Origin of the sequence: Streptomyces resistomycificus, from assembly GCF_001514265.1 — a bacterium.
GTDB lineage: Bacteria > Actinomycetota > Actinomycetes > Streptomycetales > Streptomycetaceae > Streptomyces > Streptomyces resistomycificus.
Genome location: NZ_KQ949004.1, coordinates 53,086 through 72,514 on the forward strand (window position 1 = coordinate 53,086; position 19,429 = coordinate 72,514).

The 19,429-nt window shown below is 71.4% G+C and carries 13 protein-coding genes and 1 pseudogene; 10 read left to right on the forward strand and 4 right to left on the reverse strand.

Features of this window, described 5'->3' with window-relative positions; translation table 11 throughout:
* Positions 1-43: 43 nt before the first annotated feature.
* Together AQJ84_RS36105 and AQJ84_RS36110 are read right to left on the reverse strand one after the other, a co-directional pair.
* Positions 44-1,069, reverse strand: coding sequence for a phosphatase PAP2 family protein (locus tag AQJ84_RS36105; protein ID WP_030041387.1), 1,026 nt, complete (start codon positions 1,067-1,069; stop codon positions 44-46).
* A 237-nt stretch (positions 1,070-1,306) separates the two neighbouring features.
* The gene (locus AQJ84_RS36110) at positions 1,307-2,545 is read right to left on the reverse strand and encodes a mannosyltransferase family protein (RefSeq protein ID WP_030041388.1); all 1,239 of its coding nucleotides are present in this window, start codon (positions 2,543-2,545) and stop codon (positions 1,307-1,309) included.
* Between the two features lie 260 nt (positions 2,546-2,805).
* Here AQJ84_RS36110 and AQJ84_RS36115 point away from each other — a divergent pair, with 260 nt between their 5' ends.
* Positions 2,806-4,407: an MFS transporter gene (locus AQJ84_RS36115; protein ID WP_053190177.1), complete on the forward strand. Its 1,602-nt coding sequence runs from the start codon at positions 2,806-2,808 to the stop codon at positions 4,405-4,407.
* Between the two features lie 175 nt (positions 4,408-4,582).
* Positions 4,583-5,758 carry an acyl-CoA dehydrogenase family protein gene (locus AQJ84_RS36120; protein ID WP_053190176.1) on the forward strand — a complete coding sequence of 392 codons (1,176 nt, stop codon included), beginning with the start codon at positions 4,583-4,585 and terminating at the stop codon, positions 5,756-5,758.
* Between the two features lie 37 nt (positions 5,759-5,795).
* Here AQJ84_RS36120 and AQJ84_RS36125 read toward each other — a convergent pair whose 3' ends face one another.
* Complete coding sequence (locus AQJ84_RS36125; RefSeq protein WP_030041391.1) at positions 5,796-6,236, reverse strand: cell division protein SepF; 441 nt, start codon at positions 6,234-6,236, stop codon at positions 5,796-5,798.
* A 299-nt stretch (positions 6,237-6,535) separates the two neighbouring features.
* Between AQJ84_RS36125 and AQJ84_RS36130 the strand changes: the two genes are divergently transcribed.
* From AQJ84_RS36130 to AQJ84_RS36150, 6 genes and pseudogenes are all read left to right on the forward strand, one after another.
* Positions 6,536-7,747, forward strand: coding sequence for a DUF5685 family protein (locus tag AQJ84_RS36130; RefSeq protein WP_107082597.1), 1,212 nt, complete (start codon positions 6,536-6,538; stop codon positions 7,745-7,747).
* A 740-nt stretch (positions 7,748-8,487) separates the two neighbouring features.
* Positions 8,488-9,618 (forward strand): LLM class flavin-dependent oxidoreductase, encoded by a 1,131-nt coding sequence (locus AQJ84_RS36135; RefSeq protein WP_053190174.1) that lies wholly within the window; start codon positions 8,488-8,490, stop codon positions 9,616-9,618.
* A gap of 74 nt (positions 9,619-9,692) precedes the next feature.
* Positions 9,693-9,888 (forward strand): annotated as a pseudogene (locus AQJ84_RS45275) (F420-dependent methylene-tetrahydromethanopterin reductase); the annotation flags it as partial.
* Between the two features lie 343 nt (positions 9,889-10,231).
* Positions 10,232-11,137: a S1 family peptidase gene (locus AQJ84_RS36140; RefSeq protein ID WP_030041396.1), complete on the forward strand. Its 906-nt coding sequence runs from the start codon at positions 10,232-10,234 to the stop codon at positions 11,135-11,137.
* 162 nt (positions 11,138-11,299) lie between these two features.
* Positions 11,300-12,169, forward strand: a complete 870-nt coding sequence (locus AQJ84_RS36145) for a slipin family protein (protein WP_037803239.1) — start codon at positions 11,300-11,302, stop codon at positions 12,167-12,169.
* A 233-nt stretch (positions 12,170-12,402) separates the two neighbouring features.
* Positions 12,403-13,485 carry a S1 family peptidase gene (locus AQJ84_RS36150; protein ID WP_053190173.1) on the forward strand — a complete coding sequence of 361 codons (1,083 nt, stop codon included), beginning with the start codon at positions 12,403-12,405 and terminating at the stop codon, positions 13,483-13,485.
* A 149-nt stretch (positions 13,486-13,634) separates the two neighbouring features.
* On the opposite strand, the gene AQJ84_RS36155 is transcribed toward AQJ84_RS36150, so the two are convergent.
* A complete protein-coding gene (locus AQJ84_RS36155; RefSeq protein ID WP_030041399.1) occupies positions 13,635-14,672 on the reverse strand; it encodes an ABC transporter permease in 1,038 nt (345 codons plus the stop codon).
* Between the two features lie 154 nt (positions 14,673-14,826).
* Here AQJ84_RS36155 and AQJ84_RS36160 point away from each other — a divergent pair, with 154 nt between their 5' ends.
* Complete coding sequence (locus AQJ84_RS36160) at positions 14,827-18,354, forward strand: DNA polymerase III subunit alpha (protein ID WP_030041400.1); 3,528 nt, start codon at positions 14,827-14,829, stop codon at positions 18,352-18,354.
* Entirely contained in the window at positions 18,351-19,319 is a 969-nt protein-coding gene (locus tag AQJ84_RS36165; protein ID WP_030041401.1) for a DNA polymerase Y family protein, read from the forward strand. Before AQJ84_RS36160 ends, AQJ84_RS36165 begins: the two co-directional genes overlap by 4 nt.
* The last annotated feature ends 110 nt before the right edge of the window (positions 19,320-19,429 follow it).

Consider the following 19,429-nt stretch of genomic DNA (forward strand, 5'->3'; position numbering starts at 1 on the left):
CGCCGTGCGGGGTGAGCGGTGCGTACCGGTTCCGCCGCCGTGGTCAGCCGCCGGTCAGGGGGCGGGCCGTCGGGGTACCGCGGACGATGCGGTCCGTCTGGGGCGGGCGGCGGCTGCCGGCCGGGGTGACCGGTGTGCGCTCCGAGCGGGCCGTGTGCGGCCCCGGGGACAGGTAGACGGGGGCCCGGGGCGTCGCACGGGCCACGGTCTCGCTCTGGGTACGGGCCGCCGTCTCGTTCTGGGAGGCCGGGCGGGGCTTGAGCCGTACGGGGGTCTCGACGGGCGACAGCGGCGCCGGCGCCGTGCCGCCGCCACGGGCCCGCCAGCGGTCGCGCAGGTCGAAGACGGCCGTCTCGGCGCGCGCGATCAGCGGTTCGAACCACGGGAGGGCCAGCAGGATCAGCAGACCGGCGGCCCAGCCGAGGAGCACGTCGCTCAGCCAGTGCGTACCGAGGTAGACCGTGGCCATGCCCACGCCGAGCGAGGTGACCGCGGACACGGCGGACAGCCAGCGGCGGGCCCACGGCGCGGAGGCCATGTAGGCGAGGATTCCCCAGGTCACCACGGCGTTGGCGGTGTGGCCGCTGGGAAATATATCGCCGCCGAGACCCATCTCGTTCGAGCCGATGGTGGTCGCGTAGTGCGGTCCGAGTCTGCCCATGCCGATCTTCGCCGCGCCGACGGTGACGTTCAGCAGCAGCAGGGACGTGGCCAGGGTCAGCAGCGGGCGCAGCGTGTGCTGCCGCCAGGAGCGCCAGCCCAGCCAGGCCGCGACCATCACCGCGGTGGGGCCGCGCTGGCCGAGCACCACGTAGTAGTCGACGAACCAGTGGATGCCGGCCCACTGCTGGTACGGCCGGAAGAACATCACCTGCCAGTCGAGGCGGACCAGCCAGGAGGTGATCACCACGAGCCACACGATCGCCAGGTAGAAGGCCAGTGTTCCGGCGAACAGCGCGACCCGGTGCCGGCTCATCTTCGGCACGTCGATGTGAGCCGGCCGTTCCGGCTCACGGTCCAGCCTCGCGAACACCCGGTCCAGACGGGTGAGGTTTCGTTCGGTACGCACCCAATCGACGTTACAGCGAGTGAGCTGACCCGCTACGCGAATCCACGGCTTTGTGATGACGATGTGATGTGGGATTCCTCTCAACGAGGGGTTTATTGCCGAGGAATCCGCAATGCGGGTTGCCGGTACCCTTCAATTCCTTTGATCGTTCTGGGTTGCGGTTTTATCGCGCTTATGAATTCGTTCACCGAATCATGGGGTGGAATTGTCCGGGCGCTCATCGCTCTCCGCAGTCGATCACGGTGGACCGGAGCCGTTCAGCCAGAAGGCCCCGTACGCCGCCGACGCGACCGCGACCGCCGCGAGCACCAGGGATGACCTGCGCGGACGCAGTCGGGCCAGGGCGAGGGCGAGCGGCAGCAGCAGGGGGAAGGCGGGCATCAGCAGGCGTGGTTTCGAGCCGAAGTAGCTCGACGCGCACAGGGCGAGGGCGGTGACGACACCCGCGTACACCAGGAGCGGGAGCGGCTGGCGCTGCCGCACACAGACCACGTACAGCCAGACGAGCAGGCCGACCCCGACGACCAGTCCCACGCCCGCCAGGGCCGACGGAAACGACGTGAACTTGTCGGCGACGAAGCGGGCGAAGGCGTAGCCGCCGTCGAACCCGTTGCGCCAGCCCGCCTGGACGTCGAGGTAGCCGAGCGGGCCCTTGCCGGTGTGATGGCCCACCCACAGGACGTAGGCGGCGACGCCGAGGGGGGCCAGGAGCATGCCGAGGGCGCGGCGGGCGGCCGGCGTGCGGTGCGCGCCGGTGGCGCCCACCCCGGTGAGGGCGCCGTCCGCCCGCTCCTGGCACCGCTGCCGCCCGAACGGGGTACCGCCCGCCGTGTCCCGGTCCCGTGCGAAAGCGACGATCGCCGCCGTCCACACCGCCGCGACGACGGCGAGGCCCACCGGGCGGGTCAGCCCGGCCAGCGACGCCAGCAGGCCCGCCGTCACCCAGCGGCCGGTCATGACCGCGTACAGCGACCAGGCGGCCAGCGCCGTGAACAGCGACTCGCTGTACGCCATCGACTGCACGATCCCGACCGGGAGCACGGCCCACAGCAGCACCGCGCAGACCCCGGCCCGGCGGCCGTGGACATGATCGGTGACCGCGAAGACACCCCAGGCCGCCGCCAGGGAGGAGAGCAGGGCGACGACGAAACCCGCGTCGGCGTACGACAGCGGGGTCGCCCCGGCCAGCAGCCGCTCCAGCCACGGCAGCAGCGGGAAGAACGCGAGGTTCGAGTGCACGTCGCCGTTGGGCAGGCGCACCTCGTAGCCGTACCCCAGCTCGGCGACCCTGGTGTACCAGAGGGCGTCCCAGCGGGCCGTCAGCAGCGTGTACGCGCTCTTGTCGCGCGCGGCGCTCCACAGGGCCAGCGTGAGCAGCCCCAGGGCGCGTACGGCCGCGTACCCGAGGAGGGCCGGGGCCGCCCGGCGCAGACTCGGGGCGCCGAGCCGTGCCGGGCGCGTCTCAAGATCGGTCACGGGCCCGATTATCGACCGCCCGCGAAACCGGACCGCCCGCGGGGCGCGGACGCCGGCGAGAAGGAGTGGTGTACGCCACACGTGTTCCGCGCGAAGTCTGAGAGGTCCGCCACTCGGCTCCGGCGCGGACTCGCGTACGCTGACGTGTCACTCGCCGTTCGCTGCGCGGGCCGGAGACCACCGCTCCTCTCCGGCCGACGTCACGGGAGTCCCCACCCGTGATCCCGCCGAACGTGAGGGAACATCTGGGAGGTACGTACATGTCCGGGACGACCACGGCCGCAGCAGGGCTGCGCCGTCGGGCGGCCGGGGCCGGTGCCAACCGCTGGGTCGTCCTTGTCGTCCTGTGCGTGAGCCTGCTCCTCGTCGCCCTCGACGCCACCGTGCTGCACGTGGCGGTGCCCGCCGTCACCGAGGACCTCAGGCCCGGCGCGATAGAGCTGCTCTGGATCGTCGACGTCTACCCCCTGGTCTGCGCCTCGCTGTTGATCCTCTTCGGCACGCTCGGCGACCGAGTCGGCCGCAGACGGGTCCTGCTCCTCGGCTACGCCCTCTTCGGCGTCGCCAGCGCGATGGCCGCCCTCGCCGACACCGCCCAGGTGCTGATCGTGGCGCGGGCGCTGCTCGGCGTCGGCGGCGCGATGATCATGCCCGCGACGCTGTCGATCCTCCGCCAGGTCTTTCCCGACCGGCGTGAGCGGGCGCTCGCGATAGGCATCTGGAGCGCGGTCGCCGCGGTGGGCGCGGCGGTCGGGCCCCTGCTCGGCGGCTTCCTGCTCGAGCACTTCTGGTGGGGTTCGGTCTTCCTCATCAACATCCCGTTGATGCTGGTCAGCCTGCCGGTCGGACGGTTGCTGCTGCCCGAGTCGAAGGGTGACGGGCGCGGCCCCTGGGACGTGGTCGGCGCGCTCATGGCGGCCGGCGGTCTGTTCTGCCTGGTGCTGGGCGTCAAGCGGCTCGGCGGCGGGGAACTGGGCCCGTTCACCGTGATGCCGCTGGCCGTGGGTACGGCGCTCGTCGTGGCGTTCGTACGACGTCAGCGGCGCCTGGCGCATCCGCTGGTGGACCTGCGGATGTTCGCGCGGCCGGTGTTCAGTACGTCGGTGGGCTGCATCGTGCTGGCGATGCTCGCCCTGGTGGGCCTCGAACTGATCGCGGCGCAGTATCTGCAGCTGGTGCTGGAGCTGTCCCCGCTGGAGACCGGCCTTCGGCTGCTGCCGCTGACCTTCGCCGCGATGGCGGCCGGTCTGGCGGGCGCGCGGATGCTGCGGCGGTTCGGGCCACGTCGGATGGTGAGCTGCGGTTTCTGTCTGACGGCGGTGGCCGTGGTGCTGCTGACGGCGATGGGCGGCGAGGACAACACCGCGCTGTTGCTGGCCGGGTTCCTGCTGCTCGGGTTCGGGCTGGAGACGACGCTGTTCGGGGCGTACGAGTCGATGCTGAGCGAGGCTCCGCCGGAGCAGGCGGGCGGGGCGGCGGCGATCGGGGAGACGTCGTACCAGCTGGGCGCGGGCATCGGGATCGCGCTGCTCGGCAGCGTGATGAACGCGGCGTACGCGCCCGGGTTGTCGTCGGTGCAGGGTGTCCCGGCGTCGGCCTCGGCGGCCGCGGGGCGCTCGCTGGGGGAGGCGTACGAGGTCGCCGGGCGGCTCGGGGGGCCGGCGGGTGAGGCCCTGCGCCGGACCGCCCGGGACTGTTTCGTGCACGGGCTGCACGTGACGTTGCTGGTGAGCGCCGGGTTGTTGCTGCTGGGGGCGGTGATGGCGTTGCGGTTGCCGCGCGTCATGCAGTGTGAGTCCCCTTCGGTGGAGGCGGAGATCCCCGCGCCGAGGGAAGTCGCGGAGTCGCGCGTCTCCGCTTGAGTGGTGCGAGCTCGATGGTGCGAGCTCGATGGTGCGAGCTCGATGGTGCGAGCTCGAGTGGTGAGCGCTCGAGTGGTGCGTGCTTGAGCGGTGCGTCTGGACGTGCGGACTCCCGCGCCGTTACGGTCGGGACCGGCAGCGTAACTAGCGGTGCTAGTTTTGAGAGGGCGTGCTCATGAACCCGTTCGATCCCGCCGACCCCCTCGGCATCGACGACCTGCTCGAGCCGGAGGACCTGGCAGTCAGGGCGACCGTGCGGGCGTGGGCCGGTGACCGTGTGCTGCCGTATGTCGCGCAGTGGTACGAGAGCGGCGAGCTGCCGGGGATCAGGGAGCTCGCCCGGGAGCTCGGCGGGATCGGGGCGCTCGGGATGTCGCTGAGCGGGTACGGGTGCGCCGGGGCGAGCGCCGTGCAGTACGGGCTGGCCTGTCTGGAACTGGAGGCCGCCGACTCGGGAATCCGGTCACTGGTGTCCGTCCAGGGTTCCCTCGCCATGTACGCCGTCCACCGCTTCGGTTCTCAGGAGCAGAAGCAGAACTGGCTTCCGCGCATGGCCGCCGGAGAGGTCATCGGGTGCTTCGGGCTCACCGAGCCCGACCACGGTTCCGACCCCGCCTCCATGCGGACGTACGCCAAGCGCGACCCTGGCGGAGACTGGGTGCTCAACGGGCGCAAGATGTGGATCACCAACGGGTCCGTCGCCGGGGTCGCGGTCGTGTGGGCGCAGACCGAGGACGGGATCCGGGGGTTCGTCGTGCCGACCGACAGCCCCGGGTTCTCGGCCCCGGAGATCAAGCACAAGTGGTCGCTGCGCGCCTCCGTCACCAGTGAGCTCGTGCTCGACGACGTACGGCTGCCCGCCGATGCCGTGCTTGGGGAGGTGACCGGACTCAAGGGCCCGCTCAGCTGTCTCTCGCACGCCCGTTACGGGATCGTCTGGGGCGCCATGGGTGCGGCCCGCTCCTGCTTCGAAGCCGCTGTCGAGTACGCGAAGACGCGGGAGCAGTTCGGGCGGCCCATCGGTGGCTTCCAGCTGACCCAGGCCAAGCTCGCCGACATGGCGGTCGAACTGCACAAGGGGATTCTGCTCGCCCATCATCTCGGGCGGCGCATGGACGCCGGCCGCCTGCGTCCCGAGCAGGTCAGCTTCGGCAAGCTCAACAACGTACGCGAGGCGATCGAGATCTGCCGTACCGCCCGGACCATCCTCGGCGCCAACGGGATCTCGCTCGAATACCCCGTGATGCGGCACGCGACCAACCTCGAGTCGGTGCTCACCTACGAGGGCACCGTCGAGATGCACCAGCTCGTGCTGGGCAAGGCGCTCACCGGACTCGACGCGTTCCGGTAAACCCCGCGCGGAGGCAGGGCCGGTGAGCGGCCCTGCCTCAGCTCTGGTTGAAGAAGCCGTCCGCGCGGTGCGGGGCAGGGTCTCCGTTCACGATCTCCGTGTTGGCGGGGGACAGCAGGAACACCCGGGTGGAGACGCGTTCGATCGAACCACGCAGGCCGAAGATGAGTCCGGCCGCGAAGTCGACGACACGCTTGGCGTCGGCGGCCTCCATGGCCGTGAGGTTCATGATGACGGGGACGCCTTCGCGGAAGAGTTCGCCGATGGCGCGGGCGTCCCGGAAGCTGTCCGGGGTGACCGTGCCGATCCGGCGGCCCTTCTCCTCGGCGACGTCCGACGCCACCTTGACCCGCGGGTCCGTCACCCAGGCATCCCCGGGCTGCTCGGTCCCTTCGGAGTAGTCGTCGTCGTAGTAACGCTCGTCATCGTTGTCGTCAACGAGGCCAAGCCAGGCGCTTGCCTTGCGAACCGATCCCATGGACGCCTCCTCTCACAGCGGTCTTTCTTGCTTCCGCATCCCTATGGTCATCCATGATGCGGACGGCGCGCCAAGTGGATAGACGCCGCGCGGGGGGTTTGTGACGGTACTGGTGCACAGCGAATCCGTCGAGAGTCCGTATGTCCCAAGGGTCGTTCCGCAAACGGCTGCTGACTGTGAGTGAAATATGATTCTTCACGGCGTACGGGTGATGGGCGGTGCGTACGGGTGAACCGGACGATCGATACGATGCCGCAGCTCACCGCAGTTCAACGCCGTTCGCACCACGGGGGATCGCCGTGTTCGGAATCGTCAGGCCCTGCCGCCACCGGCTCGGGGAGAGCCTCAAAACCCAGTGGATGGCCCATTTGTGCGGGCTGTGCCTCGCGCTGCGTAAGGATCACGGACAGTTCGCGAGAATCGTGACGAACTACGACGGCTTGCTGATATCCGTTCTGACGGAGGCTCAGGCCCCCGGGCCCGAGGGCGGCGGTCGGCGTACGGCAGGGCCGTGTCCGCTGCGCGGCATGCGTACCGCGTCCGTCGCACATGGTGAGGGGGCGCGTCTCGCGGCAGCCGTCTCGCTGGTGCTCGCCTCCGCCAAGGTGCGCGACCATGTCGCCGACGGGGACGGGCTGCTGGCCCGTCGGCCGGTGGCGCTCGCCGCGCGCCGGGTGGCCACCAGCTGGGGCCGGGCAGGGGAGCGGACCGGCTCGGACGTCGGGTTCGACACCGCCCTGCTCGTGGACGCCGTGGACCGGCAGATCGGGATCGAGGCGCTGGCGGGGCCGGGGACGCCCCTGCTCACGGTCACCGAGCCGACCGAGACCGCGACCGCCGCCGCCTTCGCGCACACCGCGGTGCTGGCCGGACGGCCGGGCAACGCCCCGCCTCTCGCCGAGGCCGGACGGCTCTTCGGCCGGCTCGCGCATCTCCTGGACGCCGTGGAGGACAGGGAAGCTGACGCCGCGTCGGGTGCCTGGAACCCGCTCACCGCGACCGGGACGCCCCTGACGGAGGCCCGACGGCTCGCTGACGACGCCGTGCACGGGATACGGCTCGCGCTGCGCGAGGCGGAGTTCGCTGACGCGAAGCTCGTCCACCGGCTGCTCGTGCACGAGCTACGGACCTCCGTGGACCGGGCCTTCGGTACCGCCGCCTGCGCGCACGGGGGTGCGCACGGAGGCACGCACGCGGGCGCGCCGTCCGGTGCGATGCCGCACGGGCCGTACGCCCCGCCCGGGGGTCCCGGATGGCGGCCCCCGGAGCCGCCCCGCCGCGACCGGCGCGGGCTGCTCGCCGGGTGCGCGGTGTGGGCGGGGCTGGCCTGCACCTGCCAGATGTGCTGCGGGGAGTTCGAGGACCCCTGGAGCCGGCAGCGCCGGGAGGGACTGTGCACCAACGCCGACTGCAGCGGCTGCGGGGACTGCTGCAGCTGCTGCGACTGCTGTGGGAACTGCTGCGGTGACGGTTGCTGCTGCGACGGATGCGACTGCGGCTGCGACTGCTGAGCCGCGTCTGAGCCGGAGGCCGAGCGGGGGCGTACGCATGGTGGGGCGTACGCATGGTGGGGCGGTCTCTGGGAGGGGGAAGCGCAGGGGAGAGGGGTGGGCGAGGGGAGGGCGCGTGTGTGTGAAGGCGAAGCGGGAGTGAGAACGCGAGAAGCGCCCCTCGATCGGGAACTCGGGGCGCGCGGTGGGTCAGCTCAACAGGAAGAGGACCACACTCGACCGAAGTCGATGTGGGAGCGCTTGACCAGCCACCGCTGTGGATGCATGGGCCAAGTGGAACAGGCATCCGGTGGCGCGTCAACCGACTTGAGACGCGTGGCTCACAGTCCGGACAGCCTTGACAGCGAGCGGAAACCGCCCCGTAGTCTCGCGGGGCGGCCCTGCTGAGGGGCTCGGCCGCATCCGTGTGAAGGCACCCGTCCGAGTTCGACCGACTCGATGCCACGGAGCCCTCGCATGTCCTGCGACAACCTCGCCGAAGCCCCCACCGCACCGGTCCCGCCCGAGCAGGCGGACTCCCCGCCTGCTGCCGGCGGCCGCTGTCAACCCGTCCTGCGCGACAGGGCGTTCACGGTCAGCAGGGTGCCCCCAGGCCGTTCAGGCGCTCGCCGACCGGCTCGGGGTCGAGCGCGGGCAGGGCGCATCCGGACGACGTGCACGACGATCCGCGGCACGAGCGCACCCGCGTCCTTCTCTCCAAGGTCCTGTGACCTGACCTGCCAGGAAAGGGATCTTCCGCGATGACCCCGGCACAGGGCCGGCGCCCGCTGCACCTCGCCGCCGCCGTCGACCAGCAGACGGTGTACGAAGCCGATTCCTACGTCGCGCTGGCGCGGCTCGCCGAGCGAGGCCGCCTCGACTTCGTGACCCTGGACGACACCCTCGCCCGCCCGGGCCCCGACGCGCTCTCCGTGCTGGCCCGGGTCGCGCCCGCCACCGACCGGGTCGGGCTCGTCCCCACCGTCACCACCACACACACCGAGCCCTTCCACGTCCAGGCAGCCGTCGAGGCCCTCGACCGGGTCAGCCGCGGCCGGGCCGGCTGGCGGGTCGAGGTGTCCGCCGGCGAGCGCGAGGCCCGCCTCTTCGGCCGCCGCGATCCGCTCCCGGCCGCCGACGCCCTGTGCCAGGAGGCCGGTGAAGTCGCCGACGCGGCGGCCAGGCTGTGGGACAGCTGGGAGGACGACGCCGAGATACGCGACGTGGCGACCGGGCGTTTCCTCGACCGGGACAAGCTGCACCACGTCGACTTCACCGCCTCCGCCTCCGCCTCCGCCTCCGCTTCCGCCTCCACCTCCGCTTCCGCCTCCGCCTTCTCGGCCAAGGGGCCCTCGATCGTGCCGAGACCCCCGCAGGGCCACCCCGTGCGGGTGGTCGACGCCACCGAGGGGCCTGCCCGGCGGACCGCCGCCCGGTACGCCGACGTGGCGCTGGTACGGGCCGTGAGCCCGGCGCAGCTCGCCGAGGTACGGGCCGAACTGCACGGACACGCCTCGGCGTTCGGCCGGAAGCCCGACGACCTGCGGGTGCTCGCGAGCCTCGTCGTCGACCTCGGCGGGGGCGAGTACGCGGCCGAGCCCGGCCACGGCGGGGGCGGCCCCCGGCCGACCGCCCAGGGTCCGCTGTACCGGGGCGGCCCCGTCGACCTCGCGGAGCTGATCGCCGCCTGGTACACCGACGGCACCGTCGACGGCTTCCACCTCAAGCCCGCCGAACCCCTCTGTGACCTGGAGCGTCTCGTCAACGGCACGGTGGCGTTGCTGCAACACCGAGGGCTGTTCCGTACGTTCTACCCGGGCGGCACGCTCAGGGAGCACCTGGGGCTGACCCGGCCCGCCAGCCGGTACACCGTGACCGGGGGAGCGTCATGACCACACGCGGACGGATGCGTCCGGCCGCGCACGTCCCAGAGGTCGACCGCACGACAGGGTGGGGGCGATCCGCGGGCGAGTTCGGCGTCCCGCGCCCGCCGCAGGGGCACCTGGTCGTCATCCAGGCGCGGGACTCGGTGCGGGGACGGGAGTTCGCCGCCTTCACAGCGGACGTGTTCTTCCGCCCTGACGCGGCGGCGGCAGGTCTCACCGCAGAGCGCGCTCCTCACCCCGGAGCAGATCTGGGGCGTCGGCCTGTCGTCGTTCGACGAGTTCGCGGACCGCGTGACGCCCCTGCTCCAGGAACGCGGAACGTTCCGTACCGGGTACGGGAGCGCAGCCCCCGCTCCCACCTAGGGCTTTCCGGTCCCGGGCAGCGGCGAGGTGCGGCCACCCGCTCTGAAAAGGGGTCATCTCGCGTAGACCGTAAAGATCGTTTAAAGCTTGACGGCCGAAAGGTGCCCTTGCGCCTACCGGCCGTTCGGCCGAATACTCCCCCTCAGCGCTTGTCAGGGGCACGGCGTGTTCGGCATCCGAGCAACCGGAACCCTGGCTGCGCCTCACGGGCCCGACCCCACGAGGGCCCCCGACTTCCCATGTGGAGGAACGACAAGTGAGGATCAAGCGCACCACCCCCCGTAGCGGCATTTCGAGACGGACCCGGCTGATCGCCGTTTCCACCGGCCTCGTGGCCGCCGCCGCGATCGCGATCCCCAGCGCGAACGCGTCCGACACCCCCACCACTTTCAGCGCCACCGCGCTCAAGAGCGCCAGCAGTTCGGTGCTCCAGGCCGACATCCCGGGCACCGCCTGGGCGGTCGACAGCAAGACCAACCGGGTCGTCGTTACCGTCGACAGCACGGTCTCCCAGGCCGAGATCGCGAAGATCAAGGAGCAGGCGGGCGGCAACGCCGACGCGCTCACGATCAAGCACACCCCCGGCAAGTTCAACAAGCTCATCCAGGGTGGCGACGCCATCTATGCGAGTAGCTGGCGCTGCTCGCTCGGCTTCAACGTCCAGAACAGCAGCGGTGCCCAGTACTTCCTGACCGCCGGTCACTGCACCGACGGCGCGGGCACCTGGTACTCCAACTCGGGCCGTACCACCGTCATCGGCTCCACCACGGGCTCCAGCTTCCCGGGCAACGACTACGGCATCGTGCGCTACACCGGGTCCGTCGCCAGGCCCGGCACCGCGAACGGAGTGGACATCACCCGCGCGGCCACGCCCGCCGTGGGGACGACCGTCATCCGTGACGGCTCCACCACCGGTACGCACAGCGGCCGGGTCACCGCCCTGAACGCGACCGTCAACTACGGCGGAGGCGACATCGTCTCCGGCCTGATCCAGACCAACGTCTGCGCCGAGCCCGGCGACTCCGGCGGGTCGCTCTACGGCAGCAACGGCACAGCGTACGGTCTGACCTCCGGCGGCAGCGGCAACTGCTCCTCCGGCGGCACGACCTTCTTCCAGCCCGTGACGGAGGCCCTCAGCGCCTACGGCGTCAGCATCTACTGAGGCCCCCGCCGCACTTCGGCACCTTGAGCACCTGTAGCACCTGACCTGCAGCCGGCAGCAGGCGAGCCCCCGCACGCAACCGACGTGCGGGGGCTCGCCCTTGTGCGCGTACCGGCGTTACCGTCGACCTACAGGCGGTCACATCGGACCCTGGGGGCCGTGATGGTCGAGGAGCTGGTGGCGGCGGGAGCGACCCTCGCCTCCGCCGCGGTGGTGTACGTGATGGCGGCGGCGCGGGTCGTCAAGCAGTACGAACGGGGCGTGGTCTTCCGGCTCGGCAAGCTCCGGGCGGAGGTCCGCGAGCCGGGGTTCACCATGATCGTTCCGGGCATCGACAAGCTCCGGAAGGTCAACATGCAGATCGTGACGATGCCGGTGCCCGGGCAGGAGGGCATCACCCGGGACAACGTCACGGTCCGGGTCGACGCCGTCGTCTACTTCAAGGTGACCTCGCCGGCCGACGCGATCGTCCGGGTGGAGGACTACCGGTTCGCGGTCGCGCAGATGGCGCAGACCTCGCTGAGGTCCATCATCGGCAAGAGCGAGCTGGACGATCTGCTCTCCAACCGCGAAAAGCTGAACCAGGGCCTCGAGTTGATGATCGACAGCCCGGCCGTGGAGTGGGGCGTCACCATCGACCGGGTCGAGATCAAGGACGTCTCGCTGCCGGAGACGATGAAGCGGTCCATGGCCCGGCAGGCGGAGGCCGACCGCGAGCGGCGGGCCAGGGTCATCAACGCTGACGCCGAGTTGCAGGCGTCCAAGAAGCTGGCCGAGGCCGCCAAGGAGATGTCCGAGCAGCCCGCCGCGCTGCAACTGAGGCTGCTGCAGACCGTGGTGGCCGTCGCCGCCGAGAAGAACTCGACGCTGGTGCTGCCGTTCCCCGTGGAGCTGCTGAGGTTCCTGGAGAAGGCGCAGCAGGGGTCTGCCGTGATGCAGCAGCAGCCGCAGCAACCGGTGCGGGAGCAATTCCCGTCCGTCGAGTCCCGCTCGAACTCCGATGCGCAAGGGGCGATTTCAAGACAGGACTAGTCCTCACAGGCTGGTGAAGATTACTCGCGCGTAGTGTTTGCACTGCGAAGAGCCTGGGCTGACCGTGGACGGTCAAAAGTGAGGGGGGCGTGCAATCGCGTTCTACGCGCGTCCGGAAGTCGACCTTGTGCGCTCCCTGTGGGGTTCGGAAGAGTAGGCGCTCGTCAACCAAGCCTTCCGGTCCGCGAGGTCCCCACAACCAACCGGACCGACCCCCCACAGGAGGACGCGAGTTGAAGCACCGACGCATACCCAAGCGGCGGGCGGCCGTGGCAGGTGCGGGCATCGCCGCACTGGTCGCCGCGGGAGTCACCTTCCAGACTGCGAACGCCAGTGAGCCCGCGAAGACCCCGGAGCTCAAGACCCTTTCGGCGCTGGCGGCCGGAAAGCTCGCCTCGACGCTCGGCCAGGACCTCGGCGCCGACGCGGCGGGCACGTTCTACGACGCGAAGACCCGGAACCTCGTGGTCAACGTGCTCGACGAGACAGCGGCCCAGACCGTCGAGGCGGCCGGCGCCCAGGCGAGAATCGTCGAGAACTCCGCCGCCGAGCTGAAGAGTGCCCGCACCACCCTCACCGAGGACGCGGCCATCCCCGGCACCGCCTGGGCGACCGACCCGACGACCAACAAGGTCGTCGTCACCGCCGACCGCACGGTGTCCGAGGCCGAGTGGGCCAAGCTCACCAAGGTCGTCGACGGACTCGGAGCCAAGGCCGAACTCCAGCGCACCAAGGGTGAGTTCAAGCCCTTCGTGGCGGGCGGCGACGCCATCACCGACGGCAGTGGCCGCTGCTCGCTCGGCTTCAACGTGGTCAAGGGCGGCGAGCCCTTCTTCCTCACCGCCGGCCACTGCACCGAGTCCATCTCCACCTGGTCGGACTCCAGCGGCACCGAGATCGGCACCAACGAGGTCTCCAGCTTCCCGGGCGACGACTACGGCCTGGTCAAGTACACCGGCGACGTGGAGCACCCGAGCGAGGTGAACCTCTACAACGGCTCCGCCCAGCAGATCACCGGCGCCGCGGAGGCCACCGTGGGCATGAAGGTGACCCGCAGCGGGTCGACCACCCAGGTGCACGGCGGCACGGTCACCGGCCTGGACGCCACCGTGAACTACGGCAACGGCGACGTCGTCAACGGTCTGATCCAGACCGACGTCTGCGCCGAGCCCGGCGACAGCGGCGGCTCGCTCTTCTCGGGCAGCAACGCGATCGGCCTCACCTCCGGTGGCAGCGGCGACTGCACCTCGGGCGGTGAGACCTTCTTCCAGCCGGTGACGGAGGCGCTGTCCGCGACCGGTACCGAGATCGGCTGACCGGTCGTTACCGGCTGACCGTCGACACCGACTGACCGGCCGGCACACCTAGGCGAAGTCCCGTCCCGCGCGCGAGGGGCGGGACTTTCGCGTCGTAGGAGACCGCCTCGCAGGGGGAGTCGTAGGGGATCGCCTCGCAGGGGGATCCGTCACGCCGGCCGCCGTCTGCCGCGCAGCGACGCCGCCAGCAGAGTGATCACGATCCCCCCGAACGCCCACGCCGACAGGACCAGCAGCGAGGCGGTCATGTCGTTGCCCCTGAAGTAGGCGACGGAGCGCGCCGCCCATGTCCCGGCGCCCGGCGGCAACGCCGGCCCGATCTCCCTCCAGAACGGCGGAAGCAGCGGAGGCGGAAGAGCGCCGCCCGCGCTCGGGTTGCCCAGGATCACCACGAGCAGGATGACCAGTCCGATGCCGGCGAGCCCGAAGACGCCCTGGAACGCGAGGGTGGCGGCGCCGACCGCGAAGGTGATCAGGGCGCCGAGCCCCCAGTAGGCCATGACGCTGCCCGGCAGCGCGCCCAGGACCGGCCCCACGATCAACGCGCCCCCGAGTCCGCCGACGATCGCCACCAGAGCCATCGCGATGAGCCGGATCACCGCGCGCCTCGGGGTGGAGCGGGCGGCACCCGCGCTGATCACCATGATCGACGCGCACAGATAGCCGCCCACGCACCAGCCGACGGCCACGTAGAAGGACGAGAGCCCGTTGGCGTCCTTCACGTCGGCCGCGGCCACGTCGACGGTCCGCAGGGTGCGCGCCTCGGACTTCTCCAGGGTGGTGACGAGCGTCTCCAGGGTGGTGGCCAGCACCCTTCCGCCCCCGGTGGCGACCAGGAGGGTGTCGGTGGTGCGGGCCGGGTCGATGATCAGGGCGCCGTCGATCTCCCGGTGCGTGATCTGCTCGCGGGCCGTGGCGGCGTCGGCCACCGCGCGCGGGTCCAGCGGGTCGCCGGGCAGCTGCTCCAGTCGGGTCACCGACTGCTGGGCGGCGGCCTGGGGCGCGACCACCCCGAAGGGCACGTCCTTGGGCTTCGGGTCGTGCAGCGCCCCCACATAGGAGGCGATGAAGAGCAGGGCGAGGGCGGTCACGCCGATGACCAGCAGGGTGGCGCGCGGGGTGACGGCGTCCTTCACCTCGTCCAGGAAGGAGGCGGGGGAAGCGCCGGCACCGGCGGTCTGTGTCATGCCCCCACGGTCGAAGGCTTCGGGTGTTTGCGCAGGTGGGAGGGGCCCGAACGGATGTCGCACACACATTCGAAATTTGGTCTATGGTGGGGGTGAGGTAGTTGGGAACAGATGTTCGATAGCCGGTTTCGGCTCGCGAGTGCGGGAGGTGCGTGTGCCGGGTTTCACGCATCTGCACACCGTCTCCGGGTTCTCCCTGCGGTACGGGGCCTCACACCCGGAGCGGCTCGCCGAGCGCGCTTCCGAGCGGGGTATGGACGCCCTCGCCCTCACCGACCGCGACACCCTCGGGGGTGCGGTCCGCTTCGCCAAGGCCTGCGCGAAGGCGGGGGTGCGTCCGCTGTTCGGGGTGGAGCTGGCGGTGGAGAAGGCCGAGCCCGACGGGCGGGAGAAGCGCCGCACCCCCGTGCGGGGAGGCGCCTTCATCGACGAGTCGACACCCCGCGTCACCTTCCTGGCCCGGGACGGCGCCCGCGGCTGGGCCGATCTGTGCCGGCTCGTCACCGCCGCCCACACCGCCGAGGGCACCCCCCTGCTGTCCTGGCAGGACAACCACGCCGACGGCCTGACCGTCCTGCTGGGCCCCGCCTCCGACGTCGGCCGCGCTCTCGCCGCCGGCCGCCCCGACCGTGCCGCCAGGCTCCTCGCCCCCTGGCGGGAGGTCTACGGCGACGCCCTCCGCCTCGAAACCGTCTGGCACGGCCGCGAAGGTACGGGACCCGGCTCCCTGCGCCTGGCCGCCCGAACCGTCGGCTTCGCCGCCGAGCAGCGCGTCCGGCCCGTGCTCAGCAACGCCGTCCGGTACGCCGATCCCGGTCTCGGCCCGGTCGCCGACGTGCTGGACGCCGCCCGCCGGCTGGTCCCGATCGACGGGACCAGGGAACTGGACTCGGGCGAGGCCTGGCTCAAGGACGCGGACGCCATGCTCCGGGCCGCCGAGCGGATCGTGGAGGGTGCGGGCTACCGGCGCGACACCGCCCGCCGCCTGCTGGAGCAGACGCGGGCCACGGCCGCCGAGTGCCTGGTCGATCCCGAGGACGACCTCGGCATCGGCACCGTCCACTTCCCCGAGCCGCACCTCGTCGGAGCGGACCGCCGCACCGCACAGCGGACGCTGGCCTCGCGGGCGGCGGCGGGAATGGTGCTGAGGGGGTACTCCGGGAAACGTGTGTACTGGGAGCGGATGCACCGGGAGCTGGACATCATCGCCCACCACGGCTTCGCTTCCTACTTCCTGACGGTCGCTCAAGTGGTGGACGACGTGAGGGACATGGGGATCCGGGTCGCCGCGCGCGGCTCCGGCGCGGGATCGTTGGTGAACCACCTGATCGGCATCGCGCACGCCGATCCGGTCGAGCACGGGCTGCTGATGGAGCGCTTCCTGTCCAAGGAGCGGGTCGTGCTGCCGGACATCGACATCGACGTGGAGTCCGCGCGCCGGCTGGAGGTCTATCGCGCGATCATCGGCCGGTTCGGCGCCGAACGGGTCGCCACGGTCGCGATGCCGGAGACCTACCGGGTGCGGCACGCCATCCGGGACGTCGGCGCGGCCCTGTCCATGGACCCGGCCGACATCGACCGCATCGCCAAGTCCTTCCCGCACATCCGCGCCCGCGACGCCCGCGCGGCGCTGGAGGAACTGCCCGAACTGCGGCGGCTGGCGGGGGAGAAGGAGAGGTACGGCAGGCTCTGGGAGCTGGTCGAGTCCCTCGACGCCCTCCCGCGCGGAGTCGCCATGCACCCCTGCGGAGTGCTCCTCTCCGACGCCTCCCTCCTCTCCCGCACGCCGGTCATGCCGACCAGCGGCGAGGGGTTCCCCATGGCGCAGTTCGACAAGGACGACGTCGAGGACCTCGGGCTGCTCAAGCTCGACGTGCTCGGGGTGCGGATGCAGTCGGCGATGGCGCACGCGGTCGCGGAGGTGGAGAGGGCGACGGGGGACCGGATCGACCTGGACGCGGTGCGCCCCGGCGACCCGGCGACGTACCGGCTCATCCGTTCCACCGAGACGCTGGGCTGCTTCCAGATCGAGTCGCCGGGCCAGCGGGACCTGGTCGGGCGGCTTCAGCCGGCCACCTTCCACGACCTGGTCGTGGACATCTCGCTGTTCCGGCCGGGACCGGTCGCCGCCGACATGGTGCGGCCGTTCATCGAGGCGCGGCACGGGCGGGCGCCGGTCCGCTACCCGCACCAAGATCTGGAAGGGCCCCTGAAGGACACCTACGGAGTCGTCGTCTTCCACGAGCAGATCATCGACATCGTCGCCATCATGACCGGCTGCGGGCGCGGTGAGGCGGACCGGGTGCGGCGCGGACTGTCCGACCCGGAGTCGCAGGGGCGGATCAGGATCTGGTTCGCGCAGCACGCGGCGGCCGGGGGCTACGACGCGGAAACGATTCAGCGAACCTGGGAGATCGTCGAGGCCTTCGGGTCGTACGGCTTCTGCAAGGCGCACGCGGTCGCCTTCGCCGTGCCGACGTACCAGTCGGCGTGGCTGAAGGCGCACCATCCGGCCGCCTTCTACGCCGGGCTGCTCACGCACGACCCCGGGATGTACCCGAAGCGGCTGCTGCTGGCGGACGCGCGGCGGCGCGGGGTGCCGATCCTGCCGTTGGACGTGAACGCGTCCGGGGTCGCACACAGGATCGAACTGGTGTCTGAATCGGGGGGATTCGAGGGTGTCGGCGGGACCGGAGGGTCGGAGGGATCCCGGGTGCCGGAGGGATCCCGGGTGCCGGAGGGATCCGAGGCGCCGGAGGGATCCGGGGTGCCCGGGAAGGTCTGGGGGCTGCGGCTGGCGCTCTCCGACGTCCACGGCATCAGCGAGGCCGAGGCGGCGCGGGTCGCGGACGGCCAGCCGTACGCCTCGCTGCTCGACTTCTGGGAGCGGGCGCGGCCGAGCAGGCCGCTCGCGCAGCGGCTGGCCCAGGTGGGCGCGTTGGACGCCTTCGGCGCCAACCGGCGTGATCTGCAACTGCACTTGACCGAGCTGCACCGGGGCGCCCGGGGCTCGGGTGGCGGCGGTGGCCAACTCCCTCTGGCCGGAGGGCGGAAGACGGCGCCGGCCGGGCTGCCCGACCTGTCCTCGGCGGAGCGGCTGAGTGCCGAGCTGGGTGTGCTGTCCATGGACGCCTCGCGCAATCTGATGGACGACCACCGGACGTTCCTCGACGAGCTGGGCGTGGTGTCCGCGCGGCGGCTGCGGGATGCCGGGCACGGCGGGATCGTGCTGGTCGCGGGAGCCAAGGCGGCCACCCAGACGCCGCCGATCCGGTCCGGCAAGCGGGTCATCTTCACCACCCTGGACGACGGTACCGGCCTGGTCGACCTCGCCTTCTTCGACGACTCCCACGACGCCTGCGCGCACACCGTCTTCCACTCCTGGCTGCTGCTGGTGCGCGGGGTGGTGCAGCGGCGCGGCCCGCGCAGCCTCAGCGTGGTCGGTGCCGCCGCCTGGAACCTCGCCGAACTCGTCGAGCTGCGCGCCGAGAACGGTCTCGACGCGGTCGCGGCCCGGCTGGCGGAACCCGTGCCGGAAGGAAGCGGTGATCCGGCCGGCGGCAGGCGGATCCACATGCCCACCGGATACGAAATGCATCCATGGGCCGATCTGCGCCCGGCGGGCGAAGAGCCCGCGAAAGCAAGGAAGTTGTGGCACCAGAGTCCGGGGAGTGCGGGATGACCATCCTCTGCGTACGTTTCCAGCTGCCGCCTACGGACGAGGCGGCACTGCCGGGACTGCTCGGGCTGCTCGAGGAGTTCACGCCCGTCGTCGAGGCGCTGCCGCCGGACGGGGCACTGGCCGATCTACGCGGCGCCGAACGGTACTTCGGGCGCAGCGCGGTGGAACTGGCGTCGGTGATCCGGGTCCGGGCGCTCGCTCTGTACGGCGTCGACTGTGTGATCGGCGCCGGGCCGGGCCCGATGCTGGCCCGCATCGCACTGCGCGACGCCCAACCGGGGGTGACCTGCGCGGTGCCCGAGGGCGCCGTGGCGGGGTTCCTCGCCGGGAAGCCCGTCGCCGCGCTCCCCGGCGTCGGCGCCGCGACCGCCCGCACCCTGGGCGAGTACGGCCTCGACACCCTCGGCCTGGTCGCCGCCGCGCCGCTGTCCACGCTCCAGCGGCTGGTCGGCGCGAAGACCGGCCGCGAGCTGCGCGAGAAGGCGAACGGCATCGACCGCGGCCGGGTCGTGCCGAACGCCGTGTCCCGCTCGCTGGCGGCCGAACGCCCCTTCACCCGGGACGAGCTGGACGCCGACCGCCACCGCCGTGCGCTGCTCTCGGCCGCCGAGGAACTGGGCTCCCGACTACGGGCCGTGGACAAGGTCTGCGGCACCCTGACCCTCACCGTGCGCTACGCCGACCGCTCCTCGACGACCCGCACCCGCACCCTCGAGGAACCGACCGCGCACTCGGCCGCGCTGACCAAGGCGGCCTACGGAATGTACGAGGCCCTCGGCCTCCAGCGCGCCCGGGTCCGCTCGGTCGCCCTGCGCGCCGAGGGGCTCGGCCCCGCCGAACAGGCCTCCTACCAGCTCGCCTTCGATCCCGTGGACGAGAAGGTCCGTCGTGTCGAGGAGGTCGCGGACCGGGTGCGGGCGAAGTTCGGGCCGCGGGCGGTGATGCCGGGGACGCTGGCCGCGTGACTCCTCCTGGATGAGCCTCAGTTGGCCCACGGATGCTGGTTCAGCAGCGGCTCCGTCGGCGTCGGTTACCACTGGAAGTTTTTACTGACGCGTAACTTCACAAGTGCACT

Coding starts and splice junctions, on each gene's coding strand:
- AQJ84_RS36115 (WP_053190177.1), top strand. CDS start 2,806: ATGTCCGGGACGACCACGGCCGCAGCAGGGCTGCGCCGTCGGGCGGCC.
- AQJ84_RS36120 (WP_053190176.1), top strand. CDS start 4,583: ATGAACCCGTTCGATCCCGCCGACCCCCTCGGCATCGACGACCTGCTC.
- AQJ84_RS36125 (WP_030041391.1), bottom strand. CDS start 6,236: ATGGGATCGGTTCGCAAGGCAAGCGCCTGGCTTGGCCTCGTTGACGAC.
- AQJ84_RS36135 (WP_053190174.1), top strand. CDS start 8,488: ATGACCCCGGCACAGGGCCGGCGCCCGCTGCACCTCGCCGCCGCCGTC.
- AQJ84_RS36145 (WP_037803239.1), top strand. CDS start 11,300: ATGGTCGAGGAGCTGGTGGCGGCGGGAGCGACCCTCGCCTCCGCCGCG.
- AQJ84_RS36155 (WP_030041399.1), bottom strand. CDS start 14,672: ATGACACAGACCGCCGGTGCCGGCGCTTCCCCCGCCTCCTTCCTGGAC.
- AQJ84_RS36165 (WP_030041401.1), top strand. CDS start 18,351: ATGACCATCCTCTGCGTACGTTTCCAGCTGCCGCCTACGGACGAGGCG.